This is a genomic window from Bacteroides cellulosilyticus DSM 14838, assembly GCF_000158035.1.
GTDB lineage: Bacteria > Bacteroidota > Bacteroidia > Bacteroidales > Bacteroidaceae > Bacteroides > Bacteroides cellulosilyticus.
Genome location: NZ_EQ973492.1, coordinates 191,996 through 207,546, shown reverse-complemented (window position 1 = coordinate 207,546; position 15,551 = coordinate 191,996). Strand labels below are relative to the sequence as shown.

Sequence of the window (15,551 nt, the reverse complement as noted above, 5' to 3'; positions counted from 1 at the left end):
AAAAGAAAAAAGCCTCTGCAAGTCAGAGGCTTTTTTCTTTTTGACAACAATTTCAATCTCCACGAAAATAACAGATGCCTTTAATTTAATCCATATCCAACCAAGGAAATCATTTCGACTGGTAAAACTCGAATTTTACCATCCTTACCAAGCCTATTGCACCTTCGAAATAAAATCAGTCGTGTTGTCGGCAAAAAGTTAAATAAAGACAATCGCTCACTTTTTCCAAAAGATTTCGTACATTTGCAGCGTCTGACATTAGTGTCAGACTAATATATCTGATTTTATTATTTATATACCAAATCAGCAGAATTCTATTATGGATATTTACAAAGTCGGCCTGGATATCGGCTCTACTACCGCTAAAATAATAGTGCTGGATAAGAGTGAGAGAAATGTCCTTTTCTACAAATATGAAAGGCATCAGGCAAAAGTTCAGGAATGCCTACTGGCATTTTTCCACCAGTTGAAAGAACAGATGGGCGATGTTACTTTATCAATCAATATCACCGGTTCAGTAGGCATGGGAATCGCAGAGAAATACTCTCTGCCTTTCGTGCAGGAAGTGGTAGCGGCAGCCCAATATATTCGGCAGAATCATCCCGGAATATCTTCCATGATCGACATCGGAGGAGAAGATGCCAAAGTCGTCTTCTTCCAGAATAATCAAGCCACCGATTTACGGATGAACGGAAACTGTGCCGGAGGAACAGGGGCATTTATCGATCAGATGGCCATATTATTGGGAATATCGATGGATGAACTGAACGGACTGGCTCTCCGGGCAACACGAGTGCATCCGATAGCTTCCCGATGTGGTGTATTCTGTAAGACGGATATTCAGAATCTGATAGCCAAGAATATACCGAAAGAAGATATCGCGGCTTCCATTTTCCATGCTGTAACGGTGCAAACCATCGTTACACTTGCGCATGGATGTGATATTGTTGCTCCGATATTACTTTGTGGAGGACCGTTGACATTTATTCCGGCACTCAGGAAATCATTCGCCAACTATTTGCAGTTATCAGAGGAGAACGATTTTCTGCTGCCGGAGAAAAGTAATCTTATTCCAGCCTGGGGAGCAGCACTGGCAGAGAACTCCCGGAAAATGAAAATAACTGAGCTAACCGGACTTCTGGAAAATCTATCAGAAAAGGCATACCGGCCACAAAATAGCCTTCCACCTTTTTTCAAGGATGAAACGGAATATCTGCAATGGAAGGACAGGTTGGCACAATATGATGTGCAGCGGACGGAATTAACATCCGGAATACAACAGGCTACCATAGGAATAGACTCCGGCTCTACCACCACCAAAATAGTAGTGCTTGATGAAAATAACCGTATCCTGTACTCCTACTATCACGACAACAAAGGAAATCCGATAAAAGCCGTGGAAGAAGGATTGCAGAAACTGCATAAAGAATGTCAGGAAAAAGGGACGATCCTGCAAATCAAAGGAGGATGCTCCACCGGATACGGAGAGGATCTGATAAAAGCTGCCTTCCAGATGGATGCCGGTATCATTGAAACCATAGCCCATTACATGGCTGCCAAACATATAAATAAGGATGTATCTTTCATCCTGGACATCGGCGGACAGGATATGAAAGCCATTTTCACAAATGGCGGAATTATCAACCGGATTGAAATAAACGAGGCTTGCTCATCCGGATGCGGTTCTTTTATCAGCACCTTTGCACAGTCACTGGACTACAAAGTGGAGGACTTCGCCAAAGCGGCTTGTTTCTCAAAAGCTCCGTGTGATCTGGGAACACGCTGCACCGTTTTCATGAATTCCAAAGTGAAACAAGTGCTCCGTGAAGGGGCATCCGTGGCGGATATAGCGGCCGGTCTTTCTTACTCTGTTGTAAAGAACTGCCTGTACAAAGTGCTTCAACTTAAAAAGCCGGATGAACTTGGAAAACATATCGTGGTGCAAGGTGGAACCATGCGCAATGATGCCATCGTACGAGGTCTGGAGAAGCTGACAGGAAAAGAAGTATTCCGTAGCGATTGTCCCGAATTAATGGGTGCTCTGGGCTGTGCACTTTATGCAAAGCAACTTAAGACGGCCAAAGTTACAAATCTGGAAGATATGATGCATCAGGCCCAATTCACTTCCCGACAGGTTCAGTGCAACGGATGTGAAAACCAATGTGCCATCACCCGGTATACTTTCGGTAATGGAGAACATTATTTCTCCGGCAATAAATGCGAAAAGGTGTTTACCAATAAAGGGAATGTTTCGGAGAAAGGCGTAAATGCTTATGAAAAGAAAATCGAACTTCTGTTTGATCGGCAAGTAAATATAGCCGCTCCACTACTGACCATAGGTATTCCCCGCTGCCTGAATATGTATGAAGAATATCCCTTCTGGCATTCTTTGTTCACAGAGTGTGGCATCCGGGTATGCCTGTCGGATGCTTCGACATTCAATAAATATGAGAAGGCGGCCAATATGGTAATGTCCGACAATATCTGTTTCCCTGCAAAACTGGTGCACAGCCATATCCAAAACCTTATCGAATACAAAGTAGACCGGATATTTATGCCGTTTGTCATATTCGAAGAAATCGATAAGCAACAACAGAACAGTTACAACTGCCCCATTGTGTCCGGATACTCACAGGTTATCAAGAATGTCCAGACAGATAACTTACCGATTGACCATCCGGCCATCACTTTCAAAGATACAGGATTACTGTATAAGCAATGCCGTGACTACCTGAGCACACTGGGCGTACAAGAGCAGGTAGTAAAGAAAGCATTCGACCATGCACTGAAAGCACAAGACGCTTTTGAAAAAGAGCTTATCGCCTATAACCGGCAAATAGTTGAAGAAGGAAATAAAAAGCAGAAGCTGATTATTCTCCTTGCCGGACGTCCATATCATTCGGACCCGTTGGTACAACATAAGATTTCGAATATGATCAGCGCTATGGGCGTTTATGTAATTACAGATGATATCGTCCGTCATCAGGATATTCCACTGAAGGAGGTGAATTTTCTGGCTCAATGGGCATTTACCAACCGTATTTTGAAATCAGCCAAATGGGCAGCGCAGCAGGGAAATCACGTGCAATATATGCAGCTGACTTCTTTCGGATGTGGACCGGATGCCTTTCTGATAGACGAAATACGCACTTTACTGAAGCAGTACAATAAAAATCTTACTTTATTGAAGATAGACGACGTTAGTAACACCGGTTCCATCAAACTGCGTGTACGTTCGCTGGTAGAGAGTCTGCACATCAGTTTGCAACAAGCTGAAGAGAGACAGGTACAGAAACCTTTATCCCTCCCTCTTTTCACCAAAAAGGACAGAAAGAAGAAGATTATCGCCCCATTCTTCACCCCTTTTATATCACCACTTATTCCTTCCATTTTTAAAGTGGCAGGATATGAAATGGAGACTCTGCCCATAAGCGATGAATGTTCGTGCGACTGGGGTTTGAAGTATTCCAACAATGAAGTTTGCTATCCGGCTACACTGATTGTGGGTGACATCGTGAAAGCTTTTAAGGAAGGACGATATGACCCGGACAACACTTGTGTAGCCATTACGCAGACGGGAGGGCAATGCCGTGCCAGCAACTACATCTCTTTAATAAAAAAAGCATTAATAGAAAACGGATACACTCATACTCCCATTCTGTCAATAGCATTCGGCAGCGGAATAGATAATCAGCAACCGGGCTTCAAAGTAAATTGGCTGAAAGTATTGCCAATAGCGCTTGCCGCTGTTCTATACAGCGACTGCATAGCTAAATTCTATTACGCCGCCGTTGTTCGTGAGAAAAAGCCGGGACAGGCAGCTAAATTAAAAGATATGTACCTGGAAGCGGCAAAGCCTCTTATCCTAAAAAACAGACCGGAAGATTTGCTCAGTTATTTATCTCTGGCAGTTGACGAATTCAATCAGATCTGTCAGCAAAAATCATGCCCCAAGGTGGGTGTGGTAGGAGAAATCTTCCTAAAGTTCAATCCTTTTGCACAAAAAGATATCACCACATGGCTCATAGACAGAGGTATAGAGGTGGTTCCTCCATTGATGACAGACTTTTTCATGCAAAGCTTCGTCAATATGAAAGTAAACCAGGATAGTCATATAAAAAAGAAATATATTCCTGATTTCGCTATCGACTGGCTTTATGGAAAAGTTCAGAAACAAATTGATAAAATCAACAAGATAGGAAAAGCCTTCCTGTACTTTCAACCCTTTGAAAATATTTACGAGAAAGCGGAAAAAGCCAAACAGGTTATATCGCTGAACACGCAGTTCGGTGAAGGCTGGCTGATTGCCGGAGAGATGTCGTCTTTTGCCAGTCAGGGTATTAATCATGTCATCAGTTTGCAACCATTCGGGTGTATAGCTAACCATATTGTGGAAAAGGGAATAGAAAAACGTATAAAGTCTGTCTACCCTCAGATAAATATATTATCTTTAGATTTTGACAGTAGCGTCAGCGATGTGAATATCACCAATCGCCTGTTACTTTTTGTTGATAACATAAAATAAATAAGACCATGGGAGCTACAGAAAACAATGAGTTGGAATATCAAATAATTGAAACAGCGAAACAGCTTTTTATAGAAAAAGGCTTCGTTGAAACCAGCATGAGTGATATTGCCGCAAAAGTAGGAATAAACCGTCCTACCCTACACTACTATTTCAGGACAAAAGACAGAATGTTTCAGGCTGTATTCGGTTCGATAGTGATGTCGCTATTACCGAAAGTACAGGAAATAATACAGCAGGAACTGCCGTTCATAGATCGCGTAAGTCTTATATTGGATAAGTATATAACACTCTTCACCGAAAACCCTGACATGCCAAAGTTTATATGCGGGGAAATACAGCGCGATGTCAACCACCTGCTTGATGCAGCTAAGGAAATGCAGTTTGAAGAAACGTTCCTGATTATAAAGGAACGACTGCTCATGGAAATGGAAGCAGGCAGACTAAAGAAAGTACCCATACATACAGTATTCATAACTTTCTATGGTTTGCTTACTTTTCCTTTGATTACAAAAAATTTGATCACCAGCATATTCCTGAAAGATACTACCGATTTTTCGGTTTTTATGCTGGAGTGGAAGCAATATATTCTTTTTCACTTGATGAATTTGCTGGGTATTGAGAAGGAAAATTGATTGTTACTCATATACATAACCGATAAAAAAGTATAGTATGAAAACGATTCGAATTATTTTCTCCTTATTGCTGATAACTGCAATGAGTATGCCTACTCTTTCGGCACAAACTAAGAAAGAGAAAAAAGAACTGAAGAAGCAGGCCGTTGAAAAACTGGTCACATCCGGGAAGTATAAAATAAATGTAAACAGAGCTCTTCCTGCACGAGGACGGTCTGTTACACTAACTTCACCGTACTCTGTGGAAATAAGAAATGATTCCGTTATATCTTATCTGCCTTACTATGGGCGTGCTTACTCTATTCCTTATGGCGGTGGAGAAGGGCTAAACTTCAAAGCTCCACTCACCGACTATAAGTTGGAGTGGGACAAGAAGGAAACAGCCAAGATAAAGTTCTCTGCACGAAGTGAGGAGGATAAGTTCGATTTCAGTATAGACGTTTTCAGTAACGGATCATCTTCGATATTCGTGAATATGCAGAACCGTCAGTCCATCAGTTTCCAGGGAGAACTGGATATGCCGGAAGAAATCAACCAATGATTACCTTTGTACATGATATCTTTTTAAATTTATGTATAAAGAATACCAACCCTGCGCACTACTCTCTCCCTATATAGACAAGTATTGGGAATTCAAAGGGAATCCGGAGTACGGAATGCGTATCAACATACTTCCTGATGGATGTACAGACTTTATCTTCACCCTTGGGGAAGCAACACAAGCGGTAAATAGCAGTCTGACCATGAAGCCTTATCGTGCTTATTTTATAGGTCCGATGAATAGCTATTCGGAATTGGTAGCGTATGCGGAAACGGTTCACATGTTAGGGGTTCGCTTCCTACCTTGCGGACTATCCCGCTTTATCCGTCTGCCACTGCACGAACTGACTAACCTGAGAATCAGTGCAGACGAGGTAACCTGCTTTTTCGATACTTCTTTTGCAGAAAGGCTATGCGAAGAAGACTGTTTAGAAAATAGGGTAAAGATCATAGAAGAATTATTTATCAAATCTCTTTATAAACACGACTTGCCGACAGATCCGCAGATTGTATTTGCAATAAAACAGATTAACCGGCATCAGGGAAAACTGTCCGTGCAGTCATTGATGGAGAATATTTGTCTGTGCCAGCGACAATTTGAACGCAAATTCAAGATGAACACAGGTTATACCCCGAAAATATACAGCAGAATCATGAAATTCAAGAACGCGGTGGATTTATTAAGGGGCACTACCAGTGACAATCTGCTCTCTACTGCTATCCATGCAGGCTATTATGACGTGCCGCACCTCTCAAGAGAAATTAAAAGGTTATCCGGCAATACTCCCTACTCTTTCCTTTCTATTCCTCTGACAGAAGAAGATGTCACACTGACTTACGTAGAAGCATAAATGTCGTTTTTGTACAATGCAGGAATATCTCCGACTACCTATATTTGCACCATTCAATTAACAAAACAAATTCTGCATTATGGAAACAATGAGAGAAAAAGCCGCACAAATGTTGCGCGAAAGTGAAGTAGTCGTTCTGACCTCAGTAAATAAAGAAGGATATCCACGCCCCGTGCCTATGAGTATGGTTAAGTCCGAAGACATTTCAACAGTATGGATGTCAACCGGAAGCGACTCCATGAAGACCGAGGATTTTCGCAAGAATCCGAAAGGCGGACTATGCTTCTATGCACAGGGAAACAGTGTTTGCATGACAGGTGATGTGGAAGTAATCACAGACCAAAATGTAAAACAAGAGCTTTGGCAAGACTGGTTCATCAATCATTTTCCCGGCGGACCGACCGATCCCAACTATGTAATACTGAAATTTACAGCAAACCACGCCACTTACTGGATTGACGGAAAGTTCATCCACAAGAAAGTTTAATGGAGTCCTGTCGAAGGAATTCAACTCAATAGACAGAAAAGCGACCGGCAGCGTGGTTATTAACAAATAATCCGTAAATTTGCAGCCCGAAATTTAGAGACTGTAAAGAATGCAAGGAACAAAGAATCTGACTAAAGGTCCCATTAACCGCCAACTATTCAATCTGGCGATGCCCATTATGGCTACCTCGTTCATCCAGATGGCATACAGCCTGACGGACATGGCATGGGTAGGCCGTATAGGTAGTGAAGCTGTTGCCGCCGTTGGTGCAGTGGGAATATTGACGTGGATGTCCGGCTCCATAGCCTTGCTAAATAAAGTAGGTTCGGAAGTCAGCGTAGGACAATCCATAGGTGCGCGCAACGAACAGGATGCCCGGCAGTTTGCTTCGCACAACATCAGTATTGCCTTGCTCATCTCCATCTGCTGGGCTGCTTTGCTATTCTTGTTTGCCAATCCCATCCTACGTATATTCGAGCTGAAAGAACATATCACGGAAAATGCCGTGACTTACTTGCGTATTGTCTCAACAGGACTACCGTTCGTGTTTCTGTCCGCAGCCTTCACCGGAATATACAATGCGGCAGGACGAAGCAAAACACCCTTCTATATCAGCGGCACAGGATTGATTATGAATATCATACTCGATCCGCTTTTCATCTTCGGTTTCGGCTGGGGAACGGTAGGTGCAGCACTTGCCACATGGCTGGCCGAGGCTACGGTATTCGGTATATTCATCTATAAGCTACGCTATAAAGACGATCTGTTAGGTGGATTTCCCTTCCTGACACGTCTCAAAAAGAAATATACCCGGCGTATATTCAAGTTGGGACTTCCGGTTGCCACACTGAATACTTTGTTCGCTTTTGTCAATATGTTCCTTTCACGTACAGCTTCGGAACAAGGTGGACACATTGGTCTTATGGCCTTTACCACCGGAGGACAAATAGAAGCCATCACCTGGAATACTTCACAAGGCTTCTCTACCGGACTAAGCACTTTCATTGCACAAAACTATGCCGCCGGAGAGAAGTCGAGGGTAAAGAAAGCCTGGTACACTACATTATGGATGACGTCCATATTCGGCACACTATGTTCGCTGCTGTTTATCTTTTTCGGAAGCGAAGTATTCTCTATCTTCGTACCCGAACCGGAAGCATTTCGCGTAGGTGGTGACTTCCTGCGCATAGACGGTTATTCACAACTCTTCATGATGCTGGAAATCACCATGCAAGGGGTCTTCTACGGATTAGGAAGAACGATTCCTCCTGCCATCATCAGTATATCATGCAACTATATGCGTATTCCCGTAGCACTGTTCCTGGTACACATGGGAATGGGCGTAGACGCCATATGGTGGGCTGTAAGTGCAACAACTATTGCCAAAGGAATTATCCTTACCGCGTGGTTTATATTGATAAAGAGAAAAATACTCTAAAAATGCAGAACAAAAGACCTAAACATAATTACAATAGAATTGTTATATAACTAACTTTGCATTACAAACATAGTAACATTTTAAAAGAATAAAGTATGAAAAAGATTAAGATTAGTGTACTGCTATTGAGCGGTGCCATATTATTAGGAAGTTGCAGCACAATGAATAACACTGCCAAAGGTGGTGTGATAGGTGGTGGATCGGGCGCTGCTGCCGGTGCCATTATCGGTGGATTGATCGGTAAAGGTAAGGGTGCGGCTATTGGTGCAGCAGTAGGTGCAGCAGTAGGTACGGGTGCAGGTGTTGCCATCGGTCATAAGATGGACAAGAAGGCTGCCGAAGCTGCCAAGATTGAAGGCGCACAGGTAGAGAAAGTAACAGATACCAATGGCCTTGCCGCTGTAAAGGTTACTTTTGAATCAGGTATCCTGTTTGGCTTCAATTCATCTACATTGAGCAATACTTCCAAGTCTTCTCTGCGCGAACTGGCCCAGATATTGAAAGAAGACCCTACAACAGATATTGCAATCGTAGGCCATACGGATAAAGTAGGTACATATGAAGCTAACATGAAGGTTTCAAAAGACCGTGCATATACCGTAGAGAATTATCTGCAAGATTGCGGTGTGTCTCCTTCACAGTTCAAGAAGGTGGAAGGCGTAGGCTACAATCAGTATGACGACAGCATGTCGGCCAGCCAGAATCGCCGCGTAGATATTTATATGTACGCCAGCGAGCAGATGATTAAGAATGCAGAAGCAGGCAAGTAAGTTACGAGCTACAAAAGGCTACGAGCTACAGGTTATTGCGCTATCAGTCCGAAAGGTACTTGTAGCTTGTAACTTGTAACTCGTAGCTTTTTAACATTAAAAACCACGACAATGAGTATAAAGAAAGTCTTGCGGATAGTCCGCAACCTGATACTCTTTTTCTTTATTTCCACTATTCTGGCAGTGGTGCTGTATCGCTTTATCCCTGTTTACACCACTCCCCTCATGGTAATCCGCAGTACCCAGCAACTCTTCAAAGGCGAAAAGCCGGTATGGCATCATACTTGGGTTTCTTTCGATAAGATCTCCCCTCACTTGCCGATGGCAGTTATCGCTTCGGAAGATAATCGCTTTGCCACCCACAACGGCTTCGATTTCGAAGAGATAAAAAAAGCCATGAAAGAGAATGAAACCCGCAAACGGAAACGGGGTGCCAGTACTATTAGCCAACAGACCGCAAAGAATGTATTCCTTTGGCCGCAATCCTCATGGGTACGAAAGGGATTCGAAGTTTATTTCACCTGGTTGATAGAACTATGCTGGTCGAAAGAACGGATTATGGAAGTCTATCTCAACTCCATCGAAATGGGACAAGGTATTTATGGAGCAGAAGCTGCCGCCAAATATAAGTTCCATACCACTGCCGCCAAACTGACTGCAGGACAATGTGCATTGATAGCGGCAACACTCCCCAATCCGATACGTTTTGATTCAGCGCATCCGTCAGCTTACATTCTGCGGAGACAGTCGCAAATCCTTAGATTGATGAAATTGGTTCCCAAATTCCCTCCGGTAGAAAAGAAAGAAGTCAAGAAGCAGAAGACTGAGAAGAGGAAAAAGAAATAATCTGTGTATATTTGTATGCTTAATATGGTAAGGAATGAAAAAAATCTTGTCGCTATTCTTGATTTGTATCATCTGTTGCGGGGTGCATGCCCAGCGTACGGAGGTTTATAATCAGCATATACATACGGTGCAGGTCATTGCCAACAATGATTATATGTCGCCTGCCGTCATCCGGCTGGGAGAGAATGAAACTGTAGAAATATCTTTCGACCACCTGACTCACGATTACCACCGCTACCAGTACATCCTCACGCACTGCAATGCGGACTGGACACCTTCGGATCTTTCCGAAACAGAATATCTGGATGGTTTCAATGACAATCCGATAGAAGATCATGATATTTCCGTCAATACTACCCTGCCCTACACGCATTACCGTCTGACACTTCCTAACGACCAGGTACAACTGAAACTTTCGGGTAACTACCGTCTGACTGTTTATGACGATGCGGATGGAAAGGATAAGCCGGCTTTCACTACCTGTTTCCGGGTATTGCAAAAGGAGGTGAACGTATCGGCACAAGTCAGCAGTGACACTGAGATAGACCGGAATAAGACGCACCAGCAGGTGAGTTTTAGCATTCAGTATAAAGGATATCCTATCCGCAATCCGCAGAATGAAGTCAAAGTACACGTTTTACAGGATAATCGTACGGATAACTGGGTAACAAATCTGCATCCTTCCTATATTGGTCCCGATCAGCTACGTTACGAACATAACCGGGCCTTGATATTTCCTGCGGGAAACGAATACCGGCGTTTTGAAATGGTGAGTACCCGCTATGCCTCGCAGGGTGTGGAGAGTATTCGTTATCATGCTCCTTACTATCATGTCACACTCCGCCCGGACGAGCCTCGCTTACTAAACTACAGTTACGATCAGGATCAGAACGGACGCTTCGTAATACGATATGACGAGGCAGTAGATAATGCTACGGAAGCAGATTACTTCTTCGTTCATTTCTCTCTGCTATGGGAGAACCCGCTAACTGAAGGGAACTTCTATCTGCAAGGAGCTTTTACTTATGATAATTTTAATGAAGAGAGTCGGTTGAAGTATAATGCAGAAGCGCATGCTTATGAATGCACGCAATTGCTGAAACAGGGAGCGTATAATTATCAATACTTATATGTGGCTCCCGGTACCACCGTAGGAAGTACCGCACAGGCAGAGGGGAATTTCTATGAGACAGAGAATGAATATCTGATCCTTGTTTACCACCGGGCCTTTGGAGAAAGATACGACAGGCTGATCGGGATGCAACAGGTGAAATAGTTACGAGCTACAAGCTACGAGTGTTTTTCAGCGTAACAGTGCAGCAACTCGTAGTTTGTAGCTCGTAACTCGTAACTATCTAATATGCGTGTCCTCCATCTTTCATTTCCTTTTCACTAATCTTATGTATATCAATACTTCTCCAAGCATAGAAGATATACGCAAGAACAAACGGAACCAGGAAGGAAACATAGAACATTACCCTCAGTGTAAACTGGCTGGAGCAACTGTTTGCCAACGTCAGTGAACTCTGTAAATCATTGGTAGAAGGATAATAAGCCGTATTATTATATCCTGCAACCAGCAACAATGCAAGTACCGCCAGCACCGTACCTATGCCCGTAAACCAGATACCTTTATCAAACTTTGTCTTCAACAAACTCTTTCCTATACCGAACAGCACCAGCACCACTCCTATCAGAAACAGCACCAGTACCAGCGGCATTTCGATAAAGTTCGTCAGATACTTATACGGTTCCATAAAGACTTCACCCGTCTCCGGATTCACCGCATATCCATCTGCCAACAGCGTGCGGATAACAAACGACAGGAAGAACACCAGGAACAGCACGGAATTACCTATCAACGAACGCCGGCTACGTGCCACCAGATCCTTATCATCAATATTATTAATAAAGTAAAGAGCTCCCAGAATACGAGCCAGGAAGAACACTGCCAACCCAAGCACTACATTCCATGGATTAGTCAACGCATCCAGACCATGCCAACCATTTGCCCAATGACTGATAACCGGCATCACCGTATTCGTCATATTCCCCTTATCGATATAAAACTCCGAACCGGTAAAAAACGTAGCCACCGCACCGCCCAGCAGCACCGGACCTACTACTCCATTAATCACCAGGAATGTACGGTATGTATTCTTTCCCAGCAGATTTCCCGCCTTGCTCTGGAACTCATAGCTGACAGCCTGCAACACAAAGCTGAACAGAATAATCATCCAAAGCCAGTACGCACCACCAAAACTTGTACTATAAAACAATGGGAAAGATGCAAAGAACGCACCACCAAACGTTACCAGCGTAGTGAACGTAAACTCCCACTTCCGCCCGGTAGAGTTAATCATCATTTTCCTGTGCTCTTCCGTCTTGCCCAGGCAGAAAATAAGCGAATTACCACCCTGCACAAACAGCAGGAATACAAGAAGGGCTCCCAGCAATGATACCACGAACCACCAATATTGTTGTAGAAAAACGTAGGTCATAAGATTTATAATTTATGATTTATAATTTATGGGGGATGATTTATGATTTATAGAGAATAGAATATGATTTATACCACGCCATAATTCCGCATGGCATAAATCTTAAATCATAAATCTTATAAATCTTCTCCTTCCGGTCCTTTCTTTATCGCTTTCAGCAAGATACCGATTTCGGCTATCAGCATGACGGTAAACAATACCAGGAAGATGAAGAATGTTGTCTGCACGGAGCCGACATCCAACTTTGAGATAGCTGCATTTACAGGCAGCATATCCTGTATGGCCCATGGCTGACGTCCACATTCGGCAACCACCCATCCGGCTTGTCCGGCCAGATAACCCAACGGAATAGTCAGCAGAGCTACCCAGTGCATCCATTTCATTTTTGACAAATCCCGCTTGTATGCCAGGAACAATACAACTATAAAGAATAGTATAAAGTATCCGCCCAACATCACCATCACACGAAATGCATAGAATGTCAGTGGCACATTAGGAACCAGGTCATTTACATCCTTAATATATCCATAACCAAAATAAGCTACATTTTCCTTCAACACCTTGGCAGCTTCCACAGCTTCGGCATCGTTATCCGCAGCCTGTGCGGCACGATAAGCTGCCAGCGCACCAATCGCTGTTTTCCCGCGTTCTATCTTCTCCTCGGCAGAAAGTGCCTGCGTTCCGTCTTTCAACTGATAACCACCCTCAATAAGGTCCGTGATACCGGGCACGAATCCATCCAACTTCCTTTCCGCCAGCAATGAAAGCATCTTTGGTATCTCTATTCTGAACAGGAAAGGATCCTGTCCGTCATTATAAGTCTTTTTTTCAGGATTCAGCATACCGATGGCAACCAATCCGGCCCCCTGCTGCCCCTCATAATATCCTTCCATGGCAGCCAGCTTCATCGGCTGCGTCTGTGCCACCTGATAGCCCGAACCGTCTCCCGTCCATGCAGAGAGCAGGGCCGAAACCAAACCTACCCAGGCAGCTATCTTTATGCTGGACAATGCGAACTTCTTATTCCGCTTCTTCAGCAGAAACCAGCACGCCACACCTACCACAAACACGGCACCCAGCACCCAGCCAGACAACACCGTATGGAAAAACTTATTCACCGCCGTAGGCGACAAAGCCACTGCCCAAAAGTCCACCATCTCATTTCTCACTGTATCCGGATTGAACTCCATCCCCACCGGATTTTGCATCCATGCATTTGCCACAAGTATCCACCAGGCCGAAATCGTAGCACCAAGTCCCGTCAGCCAGGTAGATGCCAGGTGAAACTTCTTGCTCACCTTATCCCAGCCAAAGAACATGACTGCGATGAAAGTAGCCTCCATAAAGAAGGCCAGAATGCCTTCGATAGCAAGCGGCGCCCCGAAGATATCGCCCACAAACCAGCTGTAATTGCTCCAGTTGGTTCCGAACTCAAACTCCAGAATCAGTCCCGTCGCCACACCTATGGCAAAGTTGATACCGAATAGTTTCATCCAAAACTTGGCGGTGCGTTTCCAAAACTCATCACCCGTACGATAATACATAGTCTCCATGATACCCATGATGACTGCCAGCCCTAGCGTGAGCGGCACAAAAATCCAATGATAAATAGCGGTCAGTGCAAATTGTGCCCTCGACCAGTCAATCAGAGAAGTGTCGATGTGTTCAAGCATAAGAAATCGAGTTATAGTTATTAATTGTTAGTTGCTTTACTCAGAAGTTAAAGGAGTTATTGCTTTACTCAAGGCGGATCACCAATAGCACGATGGATGAGTTCCCTGCCCACATACTCTTCTTTATCTCCGCCTACGGCCGGCGTATTCAGATAATTGGGAAAGAAGAAAAGGCGCAATATGAAGAACATGATGAAGAGTTTCACCAGAATAATGAACCATAAAGTTCTCCCAAGTGTCATACCTCGGAAACCATCGACGTAAAAACGCCAGATTTTCAGGACTGTATTCTTCATAATAGAAAATTTATAATCATTACAAATATAAAACTTTTATATATTAAATAACAAATAAAAGGGCAAAAAGTTAGTCATCGACACAAAAAAGCATTCCGACGACGAAAAATTCAGAACTGTCTATCTCTTTTGCGGGGCATTTTCCGACACCGTATCTTCGCAAGCGTTAAACAATATAGCATAACGAAGATATGAGAAACGTAAGAAGATTGACAGTGATAACACTCTGCGTAGCAAGCGCCTGTGTCGGCAGCACGACACTGCGGGCACAGGACGCCGCTCCCATTGCATCGCAAGAGTTAACGGCATCCGATGCCGCTCCCAAAGCTGACACTGCACTTCCCGCTCAGTGGGATTTGCAGACTTGCATCGACTATGCCTTGCAACACAACATCACCCTGAAGCGTAACCGTATCAGTGCGGAAAGCGCAGAAGTAGATGTAAAAACGGCCAAGGCTGCTCTTTTTCCCAGCCTCTCGGCAAGTATCAGCCAGCGCATTGTGAACCGCCCGAACAGTGAAAGCGGTACCATCATCAGTGGCGACAACATCACCAGCAGTAGCAGTAAGACCTCGTACAACGGCAGTTATGGCATTGATGCCAACTGGACCCTTTACAACGGTAGCAAACGTCTGAACACCATCAAGCAACAGCAACTGAACAATCGCATCGCCGAGCTCAACGTTGCCGAGAGTGAAAATTCTATCGAGGAAAGCATTGCACAGATATATGTGCAGATACTCTATGCTGCCGAAGCTGTGAAAGTGAACGAAAATACACTTGCCGTCAGCCAGGCCGAACGTGACCGCGGACAGCAATTATTGGAAGCCGGAAGCATCGCCAAGAGTGATCTTGCGCAACTGGATGCACAGGTCAGCACAGATAAATATCAGTTAGTGACGGCACAAGCCACCCTTCAAGACTACAAACTACAACTGAAACAACTACTTGAACTGGATGGTGAAAAGGAAATGAACCTCTATCTGCCC

Annotated in this window: 14 protein-coding genes; 11 read left to right on the top strand and 3 right to left on the bottom strand. The window is 44.0% G+C overall.

Annotated features, from left to right (window positions below):
- The 10 genes from BACCELL_RS27155 to BACCELL_RS18805 form a co-directional block, all read left to right on the top strand.
- Positions 1-202: hypothetical protein (locus BACCELL_RS27155; RefSeq protein WP_211211335.1), on the top strand; the 202-nt coding region annotated here is incomplete at its 5' end.
- A gap of 117 nt (positions 203-319) precedes the next feature.
- Complete coding sequence (locus BACCELL_RS18845; protein ID WP_007213597.1) at positions 320-4,525, top strand: acyl-CoA dehydratase activase; 4,206 nt, start codon at positions 320-322, stop codon at positions 4,523-4,525.
- A gap of 8 nt (positions 4,526-4,533) precedes the next feature.
- Complete coding sequence (locus BACCELL_RS18840; protein WP_007213596.1) at positions 4,534-5,160, top strand: TetR/AcrR family transcriptional regulator; 627 nt, start codon at positions 4,534-4,536, stop codon at positions 5,158-5,160.
- Between the two features lie 37 nt (positions 5,161-5,197).
- A complete protein-coding gene (locus tag BACCELL_RS18835; protein ID WP_007213595.1) occupies positions 5,198-5,701 on the top strand; it encodes a DUF4251 domain-containing protein in 504 nt (167 codons plus the stop codon).
- Positions 5,702-5,732: 31 nt separating this feature from the next.
- Positions 5,733-6,551, top strand: a complete 819-nt coding sequence (locus tag BACCELL_RS18830) for a helix-turn-helix domain-containing protein (RefSeq protein ID WP_007213594.1) — start codon at positions 5,733-5,735, stop codon at positions 6,549-6,551.
- Positions 6,552-6,630: 79 nt separating this feature from the next.
- Positions 6,631-7,038, top strand: a complete 408-nt coding sequence (locus BACCELL_RS18825; RefSeq protein WP_007213593.1) for a pyridoxamine 5'-phosphate oxidase family protein — start codon at positions 6,631-6,633, stop codon at positions 7,036-7,038.
- Between the two features lie 109 nt (positions 7,039-7,147).
- A complete protein-coding gene (locus tag BACCELL_RS18820) occupies positions 7,148-8,476 on the top strand; it encodes an MATE family efflux transporter (protein ID WP_007213592.1) in 1,329 nt (442 codons plus the stop codon).
- Positions 8,477-8,571: 95 nt separating this feature from the next.
- Positions 8,572-9,246, top strand: a complete 675-nt coding sequence (locus BACCELL_RS18815; RefSeq protein WP_007213591.1) for an OmpA family protein — start codon at positions 8,572-8,574, stop codon at positions 9,244-9,246.
- A 111-nt stretch (positions 9,247-9,357) separates the two neighbouring features.
- A complete protein-coding gene (gene mtgA / locus BACCELL_RS18810; RefSeq protein WP_007213590.1) occupies positions 9,358-10,092 on the top strand; it encodes a monofunctional biosynthetic peptidoglycan transglycosylase in 735 nt (244 codons plus the stop codon).
- A 34-nt stretch (positions 10,093-10,126) separates the two neighbouring features.
- Positions 10,127-11,368 (top strand): type IX secretion system plug protein, encoded by a 1,242-nt coding sequence (locus tag BACCELL_RS18805; RefSeq protein WP_007213589.1) that lies wholly within the window; start codon positions 10,127-10,129, stop codon positions 11,366-11,368.
- A gap of 79 nt (positions 11,369-11,447) precedes the next feature.
- Here BACCELL_RS18805 and BACCELL_RS18800 read toward each other — a convergent pair whose 3' ends face one another.
- From BACCELL_RS18800 to BACCELL_RS18790, 3 genes are all read right to left on the bottom strand, one after another.
- Positions 11,448-12,593, bottom strand: a complete 1,146-nt coding sequence (locus BACCELL_RS18800) for a cytochrome d ubiquinol oxidase subunit II (protein WP_007213588.1) — start codon at positions 12,591-12,593, stop codon at positions 11,448-11,450.
- 116 nt (positions 12,594-12,709) lie between these two features.
- The gene (locus BACCELL_RS18795; RefSeq protein ID WP_007213587.1) at positions 12,710-14,266 is read right to left on the bottom strand and encodes a cytochrome ubiquinol oxidase subunit I; all 1,557 of its coding nucleotides are present in this window, start codon (positions 14,264-14,266) and stop codon (positions 12,710-12,712) included.
- A gap of 68 nt (positions 14,267-14,334) precedes the next feature.
- On the bottom strand, positions 14,335-14,562 hold the full coding sequence (locus BACCELL_RS18790; protein ID WP_007213586.1) for a DUF4492 domain-containing protein: 228 nt from the start codon (positions 14,560-14,562) through the stop codon (positions 14,335-14,337).
- 191 nt (positions 14,563-14,753) lie between these two features.
- Between BACCELL_RS18790 and BACCELL_RS26150 the strand changes: the two genes are divergently transcribed.
- The coding region (locus tag BACCELL_RS26150) for a TolC family protein (protein ID WP_007213585.1) at positions 14,754-15,551 on the top strand (798 nt) is incomplete at its 3' end.